We start from the raw sequence: 20,105 nt of genomic DNA, 5'->3' as shown, positions 1-20,105 counted from the left end.
TGTATTTCACAAATATAACGCCTGCCATTCCAATCAAATTAACAGGTCCTGACCCTAGATAATCTCGTCTTCATCAAGCAACGGATCGGATTGCAGATGGATCTCGATGGCATCCATGCGTTCCTGAACTTCTGAATGACGCTTGATCGATGCAATATGAAACAGCGCATCCCCCTGATTGACAATCGGGTGGTTGGTCCGCCCGATAATCAACCCGTCATCGCGTGCCAGAACTTCTTCATCGGTCTGGCCAAACGGATCGGCCACCGCGGCAACCACATCCCCCGCATAGACAAATTCACCGGCCAGTTTGAATGTCCGCAAAAGCCCGCCCACCGGGGCACGCAGCCAGTGACTGTTTGATGATCTAAAGGATGGCAACCGCGGTTCGCGCACGGTCCGCTGGGAAATCATGCCCAGCTTGCGCATCACACGCAAAACGCCCGAAACCCCGGCACGGATAGACATTTCATCAAACCGAAGCCCCTCGCCGGCTTCAAACAGCAAAATCGGCACATCAATTTCACGGGCCGCCTGGCGCAATGATCCTTCGCGCAGCGGACTGGTCAAAATGATCGGCGCGCCAAAGGCCTCGGCATATTCCATGATCTCGGGATCGTCTTCATTGACCCTGATCTGGGGCAAGTTAACACGGTTAACCGCCGCCGAATGAAGATCAATGCCAAAATCAGACCGCTCGACAATTTCGGTTAAGAACAAATGCGCAAGCTGTGCGGCAAGCGATCCGCGCGCATGCCCCGGAAAACACCGGTTCAGGTCACGACGGTCTGGCAAATAACGGGTGTGGTTTAAAAACCCGAACGCATTGACCACCGGCACGGCCAACAAAGTCCCACGCATACCGCGCAAGGCCGGTGATTTCAACACACGGCGGATAACTTCAACACCGACAATCTCGTCACCATGAACCGCACCGCTGACAAACAACACCGGACCGGGCCGTTTGCCGTTAACAACATTAACCGTCAGATTAACCGGTGTGTGGTTCGACAGCAGCGAAATCGGAATATCAACGATCTGACGCGTACCTGGAGCAACTTTTTGGCCACCAATTTCAAAATCAGGGACCTTGGAAGATTTGCGGCTTCCTTTGGTCGATCCGGTTTCGCTCATGCCGTCATCCTTTGCCTTTGGTCCGAACTTTGCCCGGACGGAAATCTTTTTCAAGGAAGTCGATAATCATTCCGGCAATATCCTTGCCCGTCGCCCCTTCGATGCCTTCAAGCCCCGGTGACGAATTAACTTCCATCACCACAGGCCCATGATTAGAGCGAAGAATATCGACACCACAAACATTTAACCCCATTGCCTTGGCTGCTTCAACGGCTGTTGAACGTTCCTGCGGGGTGATACGGATCGAACGGGCCGAACCACCGCGATGCATGTTCGACCGGAAATCACCTGCGGCGCCTGTGCGTTCCATGCTGGCAACAACCTTGCCACCAATCACAAAGCAGCGAATGTCGGTATTGCCGGCTTCCTTGATGAATTCCTGCACCATGATATCAACGCTCGCCCCTCGGAAAGCCTCGATCACGGATTTGGCCGACTTTTCGGTTTCGCCAAGAACCACACCAATACCCTGGGTACCTTCAAGCAGCTTGATCACCACAGGTGCGCCACCGACAATCGACAACACCTCGTCGGTTTTCTTTGGATCATGGGCAAAGGCCGTCACCGGCAGGCCAACACCACGACGGGACAGGATCTGCAAACACCGCAATTTGTCGCGCGAACGGCCAATCGCCACCGATTCATTAAGCGGATAAACCCCCATCATTTCGAACTGACGCAAAACCGCCAGACCGAAAGAGGTCACCGAAACGCCGATACGCGGAATCACCGCTTCATAACCAACCAGCTTGTCGCCGCCGTAATAAATTTCGGGTTTCATTGATGTGATATTCATCGAGACACGCAACGTGCTGATAATATCAATCTCATGCCCACGGGCTTCAGCGGCCTCTACAATCCGCTTATGGGAGTAGAGATTAGGGTTACGCGCAAGCATCGCGATTTTCATACAATGAACTCCCGTGGGTCGGCATGAACAGTCACACAAACGATCAATGACCGTCTGCCGGACCTAAAAATACTGTCAGAAAGAAAAAACGATCTTGGACGCATTTTGTTCCTGTCCATGATCGTTCTTCTGCGCATCTAACTCTGTTCTGGGTTCCCTGCAAGATAAGATTTTGATGGCAACACCAAAAATCTCCCTGCCTTCATTGCTGTGCGCCCCAAAAGCATGGGAAAGCCCATGATTGAACGGTTCGCAAGGGATACTTCAACTTTCAATTTGTGATGCCCGACAACAATATGCGTCGACACAACAAACCGTTTCTCGGCTTTTCCGTTTGATGAACGAATCTCGCGACGCTCGACCAAAGGTGCAAGACACTGGATTCGACCATGCCCGTCGCCACGGTAATGCGGCAAGGTAAACGCAACAAAGTCACGACCATCGCGTTCAACCTGTGTCGGGTTTAACGCATGCAACGACGACGTCCGCGCCCCTGTATCAACCTTGGCCTTGATCAGGGGAACGTCAAGGTCCGGAAGTCCGATCCATTCCCGCCACCCCAAAACATGACCGCCGTCAATCAAGGTATCGGTTTGGACTTTTAAGGATGGTTTTACATTAAGACGTTGTGGGCTCACATGCACTGTCCGTTGGTTGAAAGTGCCTTGAATATAGCGGTAATCAGCTGATCGACCTATGAATTTAACGCAAAAGACGCATTCAAGATCAAAGCAATGCAGTGTCGTTACGACGGATTTTGCATCTCGTCTATAACGCCGCGTACCAGCGGCAGCGTCACTGCACGTTTTTCGGCCAAGGCACGGCGATCAATTGCCGCGACCAGTTCGCTTAAGGAGGCAAAGGATCGCTCGATACGCGGCAGAATATAACTGATGGTCTGCGGACCCGCCTGAATTTGCCGATCAGCAAACAGCTTTAACAACAATCCAACAATCAGATCATCATCGGGTGGCGAAATTTCACACACCAATGCCGCGCCAAGCCGTGATTTCAAATCGGGCAAATCGACCTTCCACCGTGCCGGTGGCTGGGTTGCGGTCAGTAATAAATGCCCACGGCGTTCTTTCAGCATGTTGTAAAGGTGAAAGCAGACCTTTTCATCAATGCCGCTATCGGCATCTTCAATCACAAGACCCTGCGCATCCCCCAACAACGTGTCGGGATTGGCATCACGCAGATCAGACGCCGCAACGCTCAAGGCCGCCGATCGCGCCCGCCACACTTCGGCCAGATGACTTTTCCCGCACCCCTTTGGCCCATACAGGCACAATGCCGGCACCGGCCATTTCGGCCATTGGTCAATCCAGGCAACGGCTTCGCGGTTACATTGGGCAACCATAAAATCATCCCGACCAAGTGCTGGACGCATTTCAAGCGCAAGCGGCAATTGCTGCGGGGCAGCCTCTGCCATCACAGCATCGGGCAAAGCCTGTACATCCGCACCTGGCTTGGGGGTTTTATCCGCCGCTATGTGTTTCGCCCGGGTCACTGTGGTTTCATTTCTCGCCGTTTGCGACCGCACCATCATCGTCATGGTCCGGTCCATGGTCATATAACCGACTGTCGAGATACTGTCTTAAGCTATAACGCACAAGCACACCAATCACAGCCGCCACCGGAACGGCAAGCATCACGCCAAGCAACCCAAACACCGCAGCACCGGCAAGCAAGGCAAACATCACCCAGACCGCATGTAGTCCGACTTTGTCCCCAACCAGCTTGGGTGTCAGGAAATTACCTTCAAGAACCTGGCCAATACCAAACACCAGCGCAACCAGCCCCAGATCAAGGCCAAAGCCAAACTGCGCGATGGCAACCCCCATGCCAACCGCAAACCCGGCAAACATCCCAAAATACGGCACAAAGGATACAAGCCCGGTCATCAACCCGATGACAAAGCCAAACTCCAGCCCCACAAGCGTCAGGCCAAGACCGTAAAACAGACCAAGCAAGACGCAAACTGTCGCCTGCCCACGCACGAAGCCCGCAAGGGTTTCGTCAATCTCGCGGGCACATTGGCGGATATCGGTCGCGGACCGGCGCGGAAGATAACTATCAACCTTGGCAACAATCCGGTCCCAATCGCGCAGCAAATAGAACGACACGACCGGGGTAATGAACAGCAAACTGACAAAGTTCAGCAACGCCAACCCGCCCGAAAGCACATTGGTCAAAACATTGCCGACCCATTTAAGCGCATTGGCACTTTGTCCCTTTACCGCATCAGAAACACTTTGCAGGGTTTCCGGCGCAACCCGGTCAAGGATGTGCTGCAAATAAGGCGCGACATTGGTGCGCAGCGCATCAACATAGCCCGGCAACCGTTCAAGGAACCCGGCAAGCTGGCTGCCAATCATTGGCACGACAAGCAAAAGAACCAGAACAAACACAAGGAAGAACAACACCGTGATGATGCTGGTCGCCACCGTTCGGCTTGTACCGCGTTCTTCAAGCCTGTCTGCCAGCGGATCAAGGAAATAGGCAATCGCCATCCCGGTGACGAATGGCAAAAGAATGCTTGAAAACAGCCAGACCAGGAAAAAGAACCCGATCATGAAAATAAGCCAGAATCGTGCCTGTTGACCCAACCTCATGTCTGGTTCCCCTTTGATGTCCAGACGCCCGAAACGTATGGCGAAAAATACTGATGGATGTCGGTCCCCTGCCCGATGAGCAAGGGTAATCTCGTTACCCGCCCAACGATAAGCCCTGCAACCGGTCAGACCCTGTTGGCTGAATGAACCACAATTCACCCATCCGGCTCAGATTAAGGTTCTGCTGATTAAGGGCTGTCTGAAGCTGATCGGTCGAGCCGACGAATTCCAGCGACAATTGCACTTCACGGCGCGACATGGCGACAACACGCGAATTGCGCACCACCGGCAATCCGACCAGTTTGTCCTCAATCTTGGCCCAGTCTTGCAGACCCGTGATCGGAATAAACACCATCAAGCTACCGCCCGTGCTGTAATTGATCAGGTTTGCCCGTTTCCAGCCATCGGCCAGTTGATCCTGTACGGATTTTGCCGCCCGCACCAACGTTTCTTCAAGCGTCTCATCGGGCAAGGTGCTTTCCTGCACGCCAAAGACCTGCGGCGCACCATTCGGATCATACCGCGTGACCGAAACATTGACGGTTTCACCACCGGTTGGTCCGGAAATCTCGGCACTGGCAACCACGGCAACATCCGCGCCATAACGTTTTGCCAACATCGACAACTGGTCCATCGCGCCGTTTTCCGCCTGCTCGGCCGAAACCGTACCAATATCGGTCAGATCACCAATCGGCGCCTTGATCGGCACCAGTCCGGATGTTGCGATATTCCGCGACCAGACTTCACGCCACGGATTGGGATCATCCCACAAAGTGACATAGCCGGACGTGCGATAGACCGGCACAATCATCACCGGTTTGGACTGCAATTCAGCAAATGAAATATCGCGGAACCGAAGATATCTGCGCAATTCGTCATCTTTGAACCGAACGGTCATATCGGCGATATAGCGTACAGACGATGTTTTCTCGTCCGAAACACCGAAATCGCGCACCATATTGGTGATCTCGCCCGTGTCAGGTGACGCAAGTCCGGCGCGATCTTCTGGCAGGGTCAAGCGCGCAACCACTTCTTCAAATGCACGACGCTGACCAATCTCAAGCGCCTTTTCACGTGCGGCGGCGGCTGTTTCTGCACTTTCATCGACATGAACACCGGTAACGGTAAAAATGTCCTGCGCGAAAGCAGGAAATGCCATCATCGCCGAGATGGTTACGGCGCCAGCCAACAACTTGATATTTTTCAATGAAGTAAGCACGTATGCCTCTTTGTCCTAATCGTATCTTGTTGAATTTTATGTAATGCTCTTTGTGGCATGTTGCAGGCATTCTGCAAAGAAAACTCTGTCATGCGCAGGTGATCATTGCATATTGTCCGCGTTTGAGTATTTTCGGCCCAGCGGAAATTATCAAGCCCGCGTTTTTTATCAGTAGGACACACCTGTTTCTTACATCTGATTAAAGACGTCAGTAAGGCGGATTGGTCGAATAGTAGCATATTTGCTGCGACCCGGACCGCAAGTGACAGTTGGACGTCAGGACGTACTGATTAAAAACGCGGGTTATGCCGCCCTTTTTTCATGCATGCTTGATGCCAAGGATCACCAATATGACCGCCTCTAACGGCCTTACCTATAAGGACTCCGGTGTCGATATCGATGCTGGCAATGACCTTGTTGAACGCATTAAACCGCTTGCAAAAGCAACCACGCGCGCTGGTGTTTCCGGTGGCCTTGGCGGTTTCGGTGCCTTGTTCGATCTCAAAGCGGCCGGTTATAATGATCCGGTTCTGGTTTCTTGCACCGATGGTGTCGGCACCAAACTCAAAGTCGCCTTTCTGGCCGACAAACACGACACCGTCGGGATCGACCTTGTCGCCATGAGCGTGAACGATCTTGTCGTTCAGGGTGCTGAACCGCTTTTATTCCTTGATTACTTCGCAACTGGCAAACTCTCGGTCGATAATGCCGCCGACGTTGTTGCGGGTATTGCCGAAGGCTGCAAACAGGCTGGCTGTGCATTGATCGGTGGCGAAACCGCCGAAATGCCGGGCATGTATGCCGACGGCGAATATGATCTTGCCGGTTTTGCTGTCGGTGCGGCTGAACGCGGTGAACTTCTTGATGGCTCCAACGTGTCTGAGGGCGACGTAATCCTTGGTCTGGCCTCAAGCGGTGTTCATTCCAACGGCTATTCTTTGGTGCGCAAGGTTGTCGACAAGGCGGGCCTTGGTTACGGCGATGACGCCCCGTTTGCACCGGGCAAAACCGTTGGCGAAGCGTTGCTTGAACCCACCAAAATTTATGTCAAAAGCTGCTTGGCGGTTCATAAGGCTGGTCTGGTCAAGGCACTTGCCCACATTACCGGCGGCGGGCTAACCGAAAACGTTCCGCGCGTGTTGCCCGAAAACCTGACCGCTGTCTTTGACGCCAGCACGTGGGAATACCTTCCGATCTTTAAATGGTTGGGCGAAAATGGCGGCATTCCGGCCACCGAAATGGCGCGCACCTTTAACTGCGGCATTGGCATGTGCGTTGTTGTTCCGGCGGATAAAGCCGACGAAGCCGAAGCTTTTTTGCGCGAACATGGCGAAACCGTCAGCCAGATTGGCGTGATTGGTCCGCGTGCAGGCGATGGCCCACAGGTCGTGATTAAAAACATGGCCCGTTCATGGGAAAAGTAACCAAGCTAAAACTCGCCGTTCTGATTTCAGGCGGCGGGTCGAACCTTCAGGCCATTCTGGATGCCTGCAAGTCGGCGGATTATCCCGCCGAAGTCGTTCTGGTCTTTTCCAATCAGATTGATGCAGGTGGCCTGACACGCGGACGCGACGCCGGTATCCGGTCCGAAGCCATTTCGCACAAAGGCTATCCCGGCGGGCGCGAAGCCTATGACGCAGCAGTCAGTGCCCTGATCGAAGAAAGCGGTGCGGACCTTGTGGTTCTTGCCGGTTACCTGCGTTTGGTCAGTGAAAGCTTCGTGACACGCTGGAAAGACAAACTGATCAATATCCACCCCTCCCTTCTGCCAAGTTTCAAGGGCTTGCATGTGCATCAGGCAGCTCTGGATGCCGGGGTGAAATTTGCCGGATGCACCGTGCATTACGTCGTCCCCGAAGTTGATTCAGGACCGATCATTGCACAGGCCGTTGTTCCGGTTCTTCCGGGTGATGACGCAGGCAAACTGGCCCAGCGTATTTTGCGGCAGGAACATAAAATCTATCCGCAGGTCATCCGCTGGATCGCTAATGGGCGTGTATCGGTTGATGCCAAGGGCATTGTCACCGTCGCCGATGCCAAACCGGCTGAAATGGCCGAGTTTAATCCGGTGCTTGACCCCGGCTGAAAGAACCTTTGGCGCTGGTTGCGCAAGATGTTTTAAGGGCGGATTTTTCCGCCCTTTTTCATGCCTACTGCTTGCGAACTTACCATTTCACACCAGATTACGCGTGCCACTTACCTTATCCAACGATCCCCAAAGGCGCCCCGATGAAGAAATCCGTTCGCAATGCCGTCCTTGGCCTCATGCTTGTGTCCCTCACCCTGCCGATCGGCCTGTCGCTTACCCACAGCACAGCTCAAAGTGCAGCTCAAACCGCGGCCCAAACTGCAAGCTGGCGTGAAACCAAATGCGCGCTTTATCAACAGCACCGCGATGAAACCCGCGCAACAATGCCCGAAAACACAACAAGTGCGCTGTTTGATGATCAAGAAACCGCCTTCATCGCATCTGGTTGCACCCAACGCAGTTACGTTTGTCCCAACAGTCCGGGCGAACTTGATTATGCCAACCTGATGGCGGTCAAATTGATGAATGAAGGTGCCACCGGATCGTTTCTGCCCTTTGCCTGCAAGGAAACTGGCAGATAAGCCGGTGTGATCTTGGTCAAAGGAATAATATCAACGGTTAATTGACGTCTTGCACTGCACCAACTTCGTGGATATACATTTGAAAAATCCCAAATCGCAGGAGGCAAGTTTGCAGGGTAACGATTACGAACTCACCGAAACCCACGTCGATATCTATAACGGCTATACCGTCTTTATGAAGTGGGGCACCATTTCAGTGATCGCCATTCTGATCCTGATGGCGACCTTCCTTCTGTGATCTGCCAACCGGCATTGATCCGGGATGATATCCGAATTTAAAAGCTGCCGAATTTCGGCAGCTTTTTTTATGATCAGATCGTGTCGCTGTCATAGGTGATCATATCAAATCCCTCATCATCGCTTGGCGGTTCAAATGCCGCGCATATCTGATAAAACTGCGCGTCACTGGCAGCAAATTGATGCGTCCCGGCAAGGTTGCGCGCACGCAGTCTTTGCATGCAAATATCTTCATCCAGATCAAGAAAATGCAGCTTGTGCCCTGCCCCGACATCTTCAAACACATCGCGCATCCAGTTGCGCGAACTTACTGTATTTGCTTGGAAATCCAGCACCACAGACACTCCGCCAAGCAACAACATACTGATATGCGGCCCCATAACCGCACGAAGCTTGGCCGACAGGCGCACATAGTCCCCAACTGACCCCATCTGATCGCCAAACAGGGTCGATAGCCATTCATCTTCGGCAATCAAAACCGTACCGGGTTTACGTGCCAGTTCGGCCGCCAATGTCGATTTTCCCGCAGCAATTTTGCCGCACATCATATGCAGCATTGGCGTTGCGGGGTCAGGTGCGCTGCGCGGATTTCGGGGATGGGTTAATCCAGATTGCGGCATCGATGTGTCTCCTGTTTCGGACTTGGCCGGGAGACAGCCACAAAAAACCCGCCTCTCCGGCGGGTGGTATCAAATGGTCAAAACGCTCCTACCCCGCCTATCTATGAAAGGCGGTAAAAATTCGTGCGGTGCAGGTAGCACAAAGGGTCATGACGTTTTCCATCCGAAAATCATGGCATAGGTATTTAAGCGTGTCCAGTTCTTCGCAGCGCACAAAAAGACATAAAAATAAAAGCTATTCACCCATAGGTTAAATAACGCTAAGATTTCTCCGTTATCTTTGCGTGATAACGGGGGTGCCATGCCCCCAAATATTCCGAAACAATCGGGGAGGAAACAATGCAAGGAAGCGATTACGATACCGATCTTGTCGCCGTACACGAAGAAGGCTGGCACCACTGGACCAAGTTTATGCTTTGGAGTGTGATCTCCATCGCGGTCCTGCTGCTTTTGATGGCCGCAATCCTGATCGACTGATTAAATCGTCCAATTCGCCATAAAAAAACGCCCCGCAATTTGCGGGGCGTTTTTCGTTCCGGATGAACCGGAACGGGTATTCTAACGCTTAGCCGACGATTTCGGTCTGTGCGAAGAAGTATGCAATTTCGATTGCAGCATTTTCGAGCGAGTCCGAACCGTGGACCGAGTTCGCTTCGATGGATTCTGCAAACTGTTTGCGAATGGTGCCTTCCTCGGCATTTGCCGGGTTGGTTGCGCCCATTACTTCGCGATACGTCGCAACAGCGTTTTCGCCTTCCAGAGCCTGGACAACAACCGGGCCGGAAATCATGAAGTCTACCAGTTCGCCGAAGAACGAACGTTCTTTGTGAACTGCGTAGAAACCTTCAGCCTGAGCGCGGGTCAGAGCGACACGCTTCTGCGCAACAATGCGCAGGCCGGCTTCTTCGATGACGGCATTGATTTTGCCAGTCAGATTGCGGCGCGTTGCGTCCGGCTTGATGATCGAAAGTGTGCGTTCGACAGCCATTGGTTTCACCTAGCTACTTATAAAAAATTTTACCCAAAGACGGGTCTGCAGAAGATAAAGGAACATACATAAGCATTCCCTTATCATCTACAGACCCGAAGGTTGGCGCTATATAAACGGGGTTTGATCGCAACGCAACAGATAGTTCGGCCCGCGCAATCCAGACCTGCGGTAGGTGCATCCGTCCACAATGCACAATCAAAACGCCCCGAAACCCGCAAAACTGCGATTTTCCCGACAGTTGCATCGACCCGCATGTTCCCCGATCACCAGCCGTTACACTTTCAAGAAACCTTGATTCCAAGCGCACTCTGCCCTATTGAGGGCACAGAATTCCTGACGATTCCCCGGAACCGACCAAGAGAACGACCGAAAAAATGCTCCAAATTACCGATCTCACCTATCGCATTGGTGGCCGCGTCATTCTTGACCAGGTTTCCTTGACCATCCCCGCAGGGCACAAAGTTGGCCTGATCGGGCGCAATGGCGCGGGTAAATCCACCCTGCTCAAACTGATTTCCGGGGAACTGGCAACCGATGGCGGCGATGTGCGCCTCTCCAAGCGCGCCCGCATGGGGGTTGTCTCCCAGGAAGCGCCTTCTGGTAGCCGTTCCTTGCTTGAAACCGTTCTGGCCGCCGATACCGAACGCGCATCCCTGCTTGACGAAGCCGAAACAACAACCGATCCCAACCGGATCGCCGAAGTCCATACCCGTCTTGCCGATATTGATGCGCATACCGCCGAAGCGCGTGCAGCATCCATCCTTTCGGGTCTTGGCTTTGACGCCGATGCACAACAACGCGCCTGCGATGACTTTTCCGGCGGCTGGCGGATGCGTGTGGCCCTTGCTGCCACCCTGTTCCTGCGCCCTGATCTGTTGCTGCTTGATGAACCGACCAACCACCTTGATCTTGAAGCCACCATTTGGCTTGAAAACTATCTGATCAACTATCCCGGCACGATCATTCTGATCAGTCACGATCGCGACCTTTTGAACCGCGCAGTCAAAACCATTGCCCATCTCCATGATGGCACGGTCACCCTTTATGGCGGCAATTACGATAAATTCGCCAAGACCCGCCGCGAACAGATGGAACTGGCGTCTAAGCATTACGACAAACAGATCGCCCAGCAAAAGCACCTGCAATCCTTCATTGATCGCTTCCGCGCCAAGGCCAGCAAAGCCAAACAGGCGCAAAGCCGTATCAAGATGCTTGAAAAAATGGGCCCGGCAATTGCTGTTGTCGAAGATCGCAGCATTTCGTTTGACTTCCCAAGTCCCAAGGAACTGCCACCGCCCCTGATCAACATTCACGAGGGCGATGTTGGCTATTCCGAAGGCAATCCGGTCTTGCGCAATATCAGCCTGCGCATTGATATGGATGACCGCATCGCGCTTTTGGGTGCTAATGGTAACGGTAAATCGACCCTGGCAAAGCTTCTGGCCGACCGTCTTCAATTGATGTCGGGTGAAAAGGCGTCATCGAACAAACTGCGCATCGGCTATTTTGCACAGCACCAGACCGATGAGCTGCGCGGTGATGAAACGCCGTATCAGCACATGGCATCCTTAATGCCCGATGTGATCGAACATAAAGTCCGCGCTCAGCTTGGCCGCTTTGCCTTCGAAGGCCAAAAAGGCGACACCAAGGTCAAAGACCTTTCCGGTGGTGAAAAGGCGCGGCTTTTGTTTGCGCTGATGACGCTTGATGCGCCGCATATGCTGATCCTCGATGAGCCGACCAACCACTTGGACATCGACAGCCGAGATGCGCTCAACCATGCGCTGAATGCCTATGAAGGTGCAGTGATCATCATCAGCCACGATCCCTATCTGATCGAAGCCTGTGCGGATCGTCTCGTCCTTGTTTCTGATGGCACAGTCTCCGCCTTTGAAGGCGACGTTGCTGAATACCGTCAGTATCTTCTCGACCGTGCCCGCATGGAACGCCGTGCCAATAAAAACGGCGGCGATGATAGTGACGGCAATGGCAAAGGAAACGGCAAAGACGCCAAACGCGACCGCAAGGCCGAACGCCAACGGGCCGCTGAAAAACGCAAAGTCGCCGCCCCGGTCAAACGCGAAGTTCAAAAGCTTGAAGCCGACATGGAAAAGCTGTCAGCCAAAAAGGCAAAGATCGAACTCGATATGGCCGATCAATCGCTCTACGAAGACGCCAACGCCGACAAGCTCGCCAAAACCCGCCAAGAGCTTTCCAAAGTCGAAAACGACCTTGCCATGATCGAACAAAAATGGATCGAAAAGCAGGAAGAATATGACGCGATGGTCGCCTGATCGCGGCCTCGCAGCTTTCAGTAACTTCTGAAAACAAAAAGGACAGGCTGAGAAATCCAGCCTGTCCTTTTTTAGGGGCGTTTAACGCGAACCCGTCATCAAGAAGGTATATTTTTCCGCTCTTCCACCGACTTCCTGACCCGCTTTTGCTGATACATCTTATCATCTGCAAGGCCAAGAAGTGCGACCGTTTCCCGACTATCTTGCGGGAAAACAGCGATCCCGATACTGGCCCCGACCGATACATTCAGCCCGCCAATTTCCATGTCACGCTGGATCGATGCCGCAATTTTCTGCGCCACCCATTCGGCTTCCTCATGTCCTTTGACATCATCGGCAATCACGGCAAATTCATCGCCGCCAAGACGGGCGACGGTATCGCCCTGACGAATGGTGTTTTTGATCCGTTCGCCAACCTTGCGCAGAACCTGATCCCCCACTTCATGGCCATAGCGGTCATTGATCGGCTTGAACCCGTCCAGATCGATAAATAACAAGCCGATCGAATGGCCTTCGTTCTCGGCATGGCCACAGGCAACTTCCAGACGATCCTCAAACAGCAAGCGGTTCGGAAGACCGGTCAGGGCATCATGGTTGGCCTGGCGCCAAAGTTCCTGCGCATTTTCCATATGGCGTGAGATATCAAGCCCCATCTCGACGAAGTTAACTTGTGAACTGCCGGGGTCGGTAATCGCACTGACCACAATATTGGAATAGAAGAAATCCCCACCTTTGCGACGATTGCGGACTTCACCTTCCCAAATGCCGTTCGCACGTGCCGCCATCAGAATTTCATCAAGATGCTGCGCATCTTCACGTTCGGCGCGCAGGAAGGAAAGCGGTTTGCCAATCGCTTCGTTGGGCAGATAGCCGGTCATGGCGGTAAAGCCGGGATTGACCTTCAAGACCAAACCATTTTGATCGGCAACTACAACGCTGTTTTTCGAAGCGCGCAACACCTGTTCTGACAGGCGGGCATCGAAACTTGCCACAATCTGGCGCTGACGTGTCCACGCATAGGCCGCACTGCCAATCGTGATCAACAAGATAAAGGCGCCCGACACAATGATCAGCATGCCCCGCTCTGACCAAAGACGTTCATCTAAAATCTCAGGGGGCAGCCGTGCCCCGATATAAAGGCTCAGACGGCTTTCTTGGCCATCATCATCACCATAGATCACTGAAAGAGACCGCGTTGCATTGCGCGCAAGCAGCAAATCAGCAACGTCAAGCTGCTGTACGGAATAAAAACCGCTATCATCACGGAAACTTTCCGTACCCCGCTGCATGCTTTCCCACGCATCGGGGAACCGATCCGCGATGACGACCTCCTGACCGGTCAGTTCCTGGGCCCAGTTTTCGCCTTCTTGCCCGCCAAGTATCCAGTTCCCGTTCTTATCAAGGACAAATGGCTTTGCGCCATCAAGGGCCAGCGATGAAATCACTTCCTGCAGGATGGGTGCCGCCCGCAAGTTCAGAACAACAACCCCAAGACGTTCGCCAAATCTGTCAAAGACCGGCGCAGACAGACGTATCACGGGTTTGATCGGCTTTTCGATTTCGCCGAACTCTTCGTTCAGATCAATGCCTGAAATGTAAATCGTCCCGCGTGATGCGTTGCGGGCCTGCGTGAAATAGGTGCGATCCGCTTTGTTTTGAAGTTCACGCGAGGGCACAGAAAATGGAATACCACTACCATAATTAACCCGGACCACTTCCATTCCATCATTATCAATAAAACGGATTTGGTCATACACACCACGGCGCAAGGAAAATGTCGCATACTCGCCGGCCAGTTGGGTGTAATCGGCACGCCCTTCGATAATGGCGTCCAGATCCCGGCTTTCTGATAAAATCAAAAGGTCCGATACAACAACTTCGATACGTTCACGTAAGATCGAAATCGACTTTTCAAGGGTAAAGCGCTGGTCATCGACAATCGCCCGTTCTCGGGCCGAACCACCTTCCCACGCAAGAAAGCCGATAACAGAAAGGAAAACAGCACTCAGCGGCGCAAAACACACCAGAAACGACTTGATATGTCCAAAATTGATCATCGCTATTTGGGTCCTTGGGTAAGAAGGAGCATATAAACTCTTTGGCGGAAGGACACATAACAGACGTATGCAAATATCCATAAGGATGAAGACCTTCCATCCTATCCCATGAGGATCAAGACTCAAGAAAACTTCGCGTATTTTCAAGAAAACTGTTTGTTTTCAAAGACAAAAATCATTTTTATGTTTCAGACATCAAAACTGACCGAACCAGAAATCAGCGGATTCGCAAACCGTCCGTGATCTGCAACGACGTCAACTTCCTATAAACACGACGGCGCATCCCCTGTCGGGTTTTCATCATTTTATGACAAGAAAACCCCTTGTCCTCCGAAGGCTTAACCCCACTTGTTCTAATTATTTACATATTTAATTACATCATACATAATATGTATGATTAATCGCGATGAAGCCGTACCACAGCAACAGAACCAACAACCCGTTTTTGCCCTGATATCAAACCTGTTTGACGGTTTTCATCCAGACAACACACACCGAATTAAGACACCCGGTCCAAAGGCACGCCATGCTCTTGCCTGAAACTCTGACCTGAAAGTTCATGATGTTGCGCGTTTTCCTGACCCACACCCCGACGGCACTGTCATTGCAGTTCCCACCCACCGTCCGCACGGCACTGGCCCGGCATTGTGATCTTGTGCTAAATCCGACCGATAATGTGCTCGCCGGTGCGGCTTTGGCCCGTGCGGCTGCGGGATGCGATCTTGTCATTGCCGATCGGCAAACCGCCATTGACAAACAGTTTTTCGAATCCTCCCCTGATACCCTTGCTGTCATGCGCTGTGCCGTTGACATCAGCACGATTGATGTTGATGCCGCTTCTCAGCATGGTGTGCTGGTAACCCGATCTATTCCGACATTCGCAACATCGGTCTCGGAACTTGCACTCGGCTTTATAATCGATGGCGCGCGCGGCATCAGTCGGGCGGTTGCCGGATATCGTTCGGGACAAAAACCAAGCCTTCCCATGGGCAACCAGATATCTGGGCAAACGCTCGGGATTTGTGGATTTGGCGTCATCGGGCGGCAGCTCGCCACCATGGGACAGGCCCTTGGGATGAAGGTTATCATCACCGACCCGGCACCGGGGCCCTTGCCCGACGGCATCACGGATGTTGCCTTTGACACCCTGCTTGGTACTTCGGATTTCGTGGTGTGTCTCGCCCCTTCGACCCCGCAAACTGCCGGGATGTTCGGGACCAAGGCATTTTCCATGATGAAACCGACCGCAATGCTGATCAACCTCGCCCGCGGCGAGCTTGTCGATGAAGCCGCATTGGAACAGGCACTCGATAAAAAACTGATCGCCTGCGCGGCAATGGATGTTGGCAGCGCGGCGGATCAATGCCCGGCCCCATGCCTTGCCAGCCGGGAAGATGTTATTGCGACCCCCCATATTGGCGGACAAACCCCGCAAGCCAGCGAAGGCCAAGCCATGCATGTCGTCTCGCAGGTCATACAGCTCGCACAGCAGCAATTCCCGGACGAAGCGGTAAATGTCTCTGCCGCACGTCGGCTTCACGAACGCTTTGCCGCCCCTTCATCCCCCCGCATCGACACCAGCAACGACAAGGGAACGATATGACCAGTGACATGATCGTCCCAAAGGGGGCCTGCGACACCCACATCCACGTTTTCAAAAAGGGCGCACCAACGCTCCCCGGTGCCCTTGCCGCCCCAGAAGAAGATGACGCCCCCCGTTACCGGGCGATGCGTGACGCACTTGGTCTTACCCGTGCCGTCATTGTTCAGCCAAACGCCTATGGCACCGATAACAGCGTCACCGCCGATGGCATCAAAGCGCTTGGCTCTGATGACACGCGCGGCGTTGCGATCATTGACGAAACGGTCAGCGACGCCATGGTGTCCAATCTGACACAGGCCGGTTTTTGCGGCGCACGGTTTCACATGCTGCCCGGCGGTATCCTTCGCTGGGATCAGCTTGACCGGATTGCCGCACGGGTCAATACATATGGCTGGCACGTTCAGGTGCAACTCGACGGGCGCACCCTGCCCGACCGTACCGAACAAATTCTCTCTTGGCCCGGACGGATTGTCATTGATCATATCGGCAAATTCCTTGATCCCGTAACCCCCGACCACCCGGCGTTTCAATGTCTGCTACGCCTCGTTGATACCGGGCGCGTCTGGGTCAAACTTTCCGCCCCTTATGAAGTGTCGCGTATTGGCGCCCCCCGATATGACGATGTTTCAGCCCTTGCCTCTGCGCTTGTTGACCATGCGCCAGAACGGATGATGTGGGGGTCGAACTGGCCATATCTTATGACCACGCCCCGCCCCAATGACCGTAATCTTCTTGAATTGCTACAGGACTGGGCACCCGACACAGCCATCGCACAGCGCATCCTGTGCGACAATCCACAAGAATTTTATGGTTTTGACACCGCCACGGCCAAAGCATAACCGCAAAAAGAAGAAGTCTCTGAATGCATGTGACAGACCGGCAAACTAGGACAGCTATGCGCTCGCTCCATCAAGACGCCGTTGAAACCATTGCCAAATGGCTGATGATCGGGCGCTATACTGTCGGGGACATTCTGCCGAACGAGGCCGAGATCGGTGACGAGCTGGGCATTTCGCGAACTGTCGTGCGCGAAGCTGTCCGCACCCTTGTTGCCAAGGGTATGCTGCAAGTCCGCCGCAAGACCGGCACCATTGTCCGCCCCTTGTCGGGCTGGAGCCTGTTTGACCCCGAAGTTCTGGCATGGCGGTTCCGCTATAGCCGCGATCAGACCTTCGTTGATGATATGGCACGTTTTCGGGCGGCGATTGAAACGATTGCGGTTGAAATTTGCGCATCAAACCCCGATTTCGACTGCACTGTCCTGTATGATTGCTGTGATGCGATGGAAGCGGCCTTAAATGGCAAAGGCGACTGGTTCGTCGCCGACCATGCTTTTCACCGGCATATTTTGCAAGGAACCGGCAACCAGTTCATCCTGCATATGCAGCCGATGCTCGATAACTTTTTCGATGCCATGCTGTCACCGGAAGTCCTTCTGCCCGAAAACATGCGCATAACCCTGCCCTATCATCGGGCAATTGCCGATGCCATTGCCGCAGGCGATCCGGCACGCAGCCGTCAGGAAATGCTCCACCTCATCGAAAAAGGCCGCGAAGATATCCTAAGCCGGATCGAAACGATGGCAAATTAGGTGCGGAAAGCAAAAAGCAAAAATCCGACGCACATAGCAATAACGCCCTCGATTGCTGCGTGATAAACAACCAGCATCGGCATACAGACACGGATCAATTACCGGGAAAAGCTGCGAGGCGGACACATCGCATAAATTCCAGTCATCATCATTGATGGCTGTACCATGGAGTGGTACAATGGTGCATATGCGATGGAGAAAGCTGGATGATCGGAAGTTTTCGGGACAGGTGGCTCGAGACATTTTACGTCATGGATCAATCGGAAAAGAAAATCCCGGCCGATATTGATGCCCGGCTGTTCCGCAAATTGCAGTTGATCGACGATGCCACATGCAGCAACGATTTACGCATACCGCCCAGCAACCATTTCGAATCCTTGCAGGGCAAACTGGCGGACTATCATTCTATCCGAATAAATCGCCAATGGCGGCTGATCTTTTGCTGGGATGACGCCAAAGGCGAAGCCACCGATCTTTACCTCGACAACCACAGCTATCGATGAGGCGCACCATGATCATGACAACCAGAAAACCCGTCAGTGTCGGTGAAATGCTCACCGTCGAGTTCATGGAACCGATGGCACTGACCCAGACCGCCTTGGCCGACGCCATGGGGGTCCCGCGCAAGCATGTGAACGAACTGTGCAACAATCGCCGACGGATCACCGCCGATACCGCCCTTATTCTCGCCCGCGTCTTTGGCAACAGCGCTGAATTCTGGATCAATACCCAAACCCGCAATGACCTGTGGGATGCCCTGAACATCCCGGATCGCCGCGAACGCATCGAACGTGCGCGCCCGGTTGCTGCCTGATAAATATTTCTCGTCCTCACGCCTATTCCTGACATGAGCCTGTCAGGAGCGTCTTGCTAGTTTATCTCCGCCGATCAAATGGTTCGGCTGATAAACAACGAGCGCCCCATGACATAAGAAAAAGGGGACTGTCCCCTTTTTTTAAGACGTCATGCCCCCTTTCTCTTAGGCCGAAAGCTCGGTTTGCAGCCAGGTAATATACTCTTGAATCGCGCGATCATCACGCTGGCAATATGACCATTTCTGATGCTTCTTGACGGTAATGAACCCCGCCTGCCTAAGGATATCAAGATGCCGGCTCGCGGTGGGCTGTGCGACGCCAAGCGCCTTGGCAATCAGGGTCATGCACACCCCGAATGCCACCGGGTCGGCCGACCATTGATCTTTGAAATGCTTTTGCGGTTCCGCCAGCAGCCGAAGGATCGACATCCGAACCTCGCTGGCCATCGCTTTAATCTGTATTGACCTGTCCATCGATCAATCATATCGTTATTTAGCTAAATGACAATATGAGATCGTTATGCTGGAACTGCCAAACACATTGAACGTCGCGGGAAATGCCATCAAATGGGGTTGCATTGGCAACGGGCCGCCACTTGTTGCCCTTCATGGCACCCCCTTTTCGTCGCAGGTCTGGCGTCGGATCGCGCCACAAATCGCCGACCACCGCACCGTCTATTATTTTGATCTGGTCGGCTATGGCCAGTCGGAAATGCGCGACGGTCAGGATGTCTCGCTGGCTGTTCAAAACAATGTTCTCGCCGCGTTGGTACAGGAACTCGACCTTGGCCGCCCGGATATGCTGGCCCATGATTTTGGCGGTGCCACGGCCTTACGGGCCTATTACCTCAATGGTCTACGCTATGCGTCCCTGACAATCTTTGATGCGGTTGCGCTGGCCCCGTGGGGCTCCCCATTTGTTCAGCATGTCCGCGCCCACGAAGCCGCCTTTGCCGGGATGCCTGATTATATGCACCGCGCACTTCTGCGGGCCTATCTGCAAACCGCGGCCTTCAATCCATTGTCCGAAGATGCCTTAAACATCTATTGCGCGCCGTGGCTCGGCCCCGTCGGTCAGCCCGCCTTTTACCGTCAGATCGCCCAAATGGATCAACGCTTCACTGATGAGGTACAGGGCCTTTACAGCACGATGGAATGTCCCGTCACGGTCCTTTGGGGCGAACAGGACGACTGGATCCCCTATGAAACAGGCCCAAAACTGGCAAATTTGATCTCTGACACCGCCTGTGTCCCCATTCCCAGCGCCGGACATCTGGTACAGGAAGACCGACCAGAAGCCATCGTTGCCGCAGTACTGAAACAGCTGGCACATAACTATTCCTGACATGAGCCTGTCAGGAGCGCACTGCTAGTTTATCTCCGCCGATCAAATGGTTCGGCTGATAAACA

22 protein-coding genes are annotated in these 20,105 nt (G+C 53.4%); 12 read left to right on the top strand and 10 right to left on the bottom strand.

Translation table 11 applies throughout. The features are described 5' to 3' along the window. Positions 1 to 54: 54 nt before the first annotated feature. From ACQ0MK_RS03890 to ACQ0MK_RS03865, 6 genes are all read right to left on the bottom strand, one after another. Positions 55 to 1,134: a succinylglutamate desuccinylase/aspartoacylase family protein gene (locus ACQ0MK_RS03890; RefSeq protein ID WP_430474897.1), complete on the bottom strand. Its 1,080-nt coding sequence runs from the start codon at positions 1,132 to 1,134 to the stop codon at positions 55 to 57. Positions 1,135 to 1,138: 4 nt separating this feature from the next. Continuing rightward, on the bottom strand, positions 1,139 to 2,044 hold the full coding sequence (gene rimK, locus ACQ0MK_RS03885; RefSeq protein WP_430474896.1) for a 30S ribosomal protein S6--L-glutamate ligase: 906 nt from the start codon (positions 2,042 to 2,044) through the stop codon (positions 1,139 to 1,141). 137 nt (positions 2,045 to 2,181) lie between these two features. Beyond that, entirely contained in the window at positions 2,182 to 2,682 is a 501-nt protein-coding gene (locus ACQ0MK_RS03880; protein WP_430474895.1) for an ATP-dependent zinc protease family protein, read from the bottom strand. 107 nt (positions 2,683 to 2,789) lie between these two features. Next, positions 2,790 to 3,599, bottom strand: a complete 810-nt coding sequence (locus ACQ0MK_RS03875; protein WP_430474894.1) for an HdaA/DnaA family protein — start codon at positions 3,597 to 3,599, stop codon at positions 2,790 to 2,792. Continuing rightward, positions 3,562 to 4,659 carry an AI-2E family transporter gene (locus ACQ0MK_RS03870; protein WP_430474893.1) on the bottom strand — a complete coding sequence of 366 codons (1,098 nt, stop codon included), beginning with the start codon at positions 4,657 to 4,659 and terminating at the stop codon, positions 3,562 to 3,564. Before ACQ0MK_RS03870 ends, ACQ0MK_RS03875 begins: the two co-directional genes overlap by 38 nt. A 94-nt stretch (positions 4,660 to 4,753) precedes the next feature. Further along, positions 4,754 to 5,878, bottom strand: a complete 1,125-nt coding sequence (locus ACQ0MK_RS03865; RefSeq protein ID WP_430474892.1) for a DUF2066 domain-containing protein — start codon at positions 5,876 to 5,878, stop codon at positions 4,754 to 4,756. A gap of 350 nt (positions 5,879 to 6,228) precedes the next feature. Between ACQ0MK_RS03865 and purM the strand changes: the two genes are divergently transcribed. From purM to ACQ0MK_RS03845, 4 genes are all read left to right on the top strand, one after another. Continuing rightward, positions 6,229 to 7,302: a phosphoribosylformylglycinamidine cyclo-ligase gene (gene purM, locus ACQ0MK_RS03860; protein ID WP_430474891.1), complete on the top strand. Its 1,074-nt coding sequence runs from the start codon at positions 6,229 to 6,231 to the stop codon at positions 7,300 to 7,302. After that, positions 7,290 to 7,964: a phosphoribosylglycinamide formyltransferase gene (purN, locus tag ACQ0MK_RS03855; RefSeq protein ID WP_430474890.1), complete on the top strand. Its 675-nt coding sequence runs from the start codon at positions 7,290 to 7,292 to the stop codon at positions 7,962 to 7,964. The genes purM and purN overlap by 13 nt, the downstream gene beginning before the upstream one ends. Before the next feature lie 143 nt (positions 7,965 to 8,107). Next, a complete protein-coding gene (locus ACQ0MK_RS03850) occupies positions 8,108 to 8,488 on the top strand; it encodes a hypothetical protein (protein ID WP_430474889.1) in 381 nt (126 codons plus the stop codon). Between the two features lie 79 nt (positions 8,489 to 8,567). Beyond that, a complete protein-coding gene (locus ACQ0MK_RS03845; RefSeq protein WP_430474888.1) occupies positions 8,568 to 8,726 on the top strand; it encodes an aa3-type cytochrome c oxidase subunit IV in 159 nt (52 codons plus the stop codon). A 73-nt stretch (positions 8,727 to 8,799) separates the two neighbouring features. On the opposite strand, the gene ACQ0MK_RS03840 is transcribed toward ACQ0MK_RS03845, so the two are convergent. Continuing rightward, positions 8,800 to 9,345, bottom strand: coding sequence for an AAA family ATPase (locus tag ACQ0MK_RS03840; RefSeq protein WP_430474887.1), 546 nt, complete (start codon positions 9,343 to 9,345; stop codon positions 8,800 to 8,802). Positions 9,346 to 9,684: 339 nt separating this feature from the next. Here ACQ0MK_RS03840 and ACQ0MK_RS03835 point away from each other — a divergent pair, with 339 nt between their 5' ends. Further along, positions 9,685 to 9,822 (top strand): hypothetical protein, encoded by a 138-nt coding sequence (locus tag ACQ0MK_RS03835; protein WP_430474886.1) that lies wholly within the window; start codon positions 9,685 to 9,687, stop codon positions 9,820 to 9,822. An 88-nt stretch (positions 9,823 to 9,910) separates the two neighbouring features. On the opposite strand, the gene ndk is transcribed toward ACQ0MK_RS03835, so the two are convergent. Then, a complete protein-coding gene (gene ndk, locus ACQ0MK_RS03830) occupies positions 9,911 to 10,333 on the bottom strand; it encodes a nucleoside-diphosphate kinase (RefSeq protein WP_022734236.1) in 423 nt (140 codons plus the stop codon). A gap of 377 nt (positions 10,334 to 10,710) precedes the next feature. Here ndk and ACQ0MK_RS03825 point away from each other — a divergent pair, with 377 nt between their 5' ends. Next, the gene (locus tag ACQ0MK_RS03825) at positions 10,711 to 12,630 is read left to right on the top strand and encodes an ABC-F family ATP-binding cassette domain-containing protein (protein WP_430474885.1); all 1,920 of its coding nucleotides are present in this window, start codon (positions 10,711 to 10,713) and stop codon (positions 12,628 to 12,630) included. Positions 12,631 to 12,728: 98 nt separating this feature from the next. On the opposite strand, the gene ACQ0MK_RS03820 is transcribed toward ACQ0MK_RS03825, so the two are convergent. Next, entirely contained in the window at positions 12,729 to 14,687 is a 1,959-nt protein-coding gene (locus ACQ0MK_RS03820; protein ID WP_430474884.1) for a diguanylate cyclase domain-containing protein, read from the bottom strand. 559 nt (positions 14,688 to 15,246) lie between these two features. Between ACQ0MK_RS03820 and ACQ0MK_RS03815 the strand changes: the two genes are divergently transcribed. The 5 genes from ACQ0MK_RS03815 to ACQ0MK_RS03795 all read left to right on the top strand — a co-directional run bounded on the left by ACQ0MK_RS03815 (position 15,247) and on the right by ACQ0MK_RS03795 (position 18,695). After that, positions 15,247 to 16,290 (top strand): NAD(P)-dependent oxidoreductase, encoded by a 1,044-nt coding sequence (locus ACQ0MK_RS03815; protein WP_430474883.1) that lies wholly within the window; start codon positions 15,247 to 15,249, stop codon positions 16,288 to 16,290. Then, on the top strand, positions 16,287 to 17,129 hold the full coding sequence (locus ACQ0MK_RS03810; protein ID WP_430474882.1) for an amidohydrolase family protein: 843 nt from the start codon (positions 16,287 to 16,289) through the stop codon (positions 17,127 to 17,129). Before ACQ0MK_RS03815 ends, ACQ0MK_RS03810 begins: the two co-directional genes overlap by 4 nt. 56 nt (positions 17,130 to 17,185) lie before the next feature. Beyond that, positions 17,186 to 17,881 carry a FadR/GntR family transcriptional regulator gene (locus tag ACQ0MK_RS03805; protein ID WP_430474881.1) on the top strand — a complete coding sequence of 232 codons (696 nt, stop codon included), beginning with the start codon at positions 17,186 to 17,188 and terminating at the stop codon, positions 17,879 to 17,881. A 206-nt stretch (positions 17,882 to 18,087) separates the two neighbouring features. After that, a complete protein-coding gene (locus tag ACQ0MK_RS03800) occupies positions 18,088 to 18,384 on the top strand; it encodes a type II toxin-antitoxin system RelE/ParE family toxin (protein ID WP_430474880.1) in 297 nt (98 codons plus the stop codon). Between the two features lie 14 nt (positions 18,385 to 18,398). Then, entirely contained in the window at positions 18,399 to 18,695 is a 297-nt protein-coding gene (locus tag ACQ0MK_RS03795; protein WP_350040564.1) for a HigA family addiction module antitoxin, read from the top strand. A 165-nt stretch (positions 18,696 to 18,860) separates the two neighbouring features. Here ACQ0MK_RS03795 and ACQ0MK_RS03790 read toward each other — a convergent pair whose 3' ends face one another. Beyond that, positions 18,861 to 19,142: an ArsR/SmtB family transcription factor gene (locus ACQ0MK_RS03790; RefSeq protein ID WP_430474879.1), complete on the bottom strand. Its 282-nt coding sequence runs from the start codon at positions 19,140 to 19,142 to the stop codon at positions 18,861 to 18,863. Positions 19,143 to 19,215: 73 nt separating this feature from the next. On the opposite strand from ACQ0MK_RS03790, the gene ACQ0MK_RS03785 reads away from it, so the two are divergent. Beyond that, on the top strand, positions 19,216 to 20,040 hold the full coding sequence (locus tag ACQ0MK_RS03785) for an alpha/beta fold hydrolase (RefSeq protein ID WP_430474878.1): 825 nt from the start codon (positions 19,216 to 19,218) through the stop codon (positions 20,038 to 20,040). Positions 20,041 to 20,105: the final 65 nt, after the last annotated feature.

The organism is Thalassospira lucentensis (assembly GCF_050516545.1).
GTDB classification, from domain to species: Bacteria; Pseudomonadota; Alphaproteobacteria; order Rhodospirillales; family Thalassospiraceae; genus Thalassospira; species Thalassospira lucentensis_C.
This window is presented reverse-complemented; position numbering and strand designations above follow the sequence as displayed.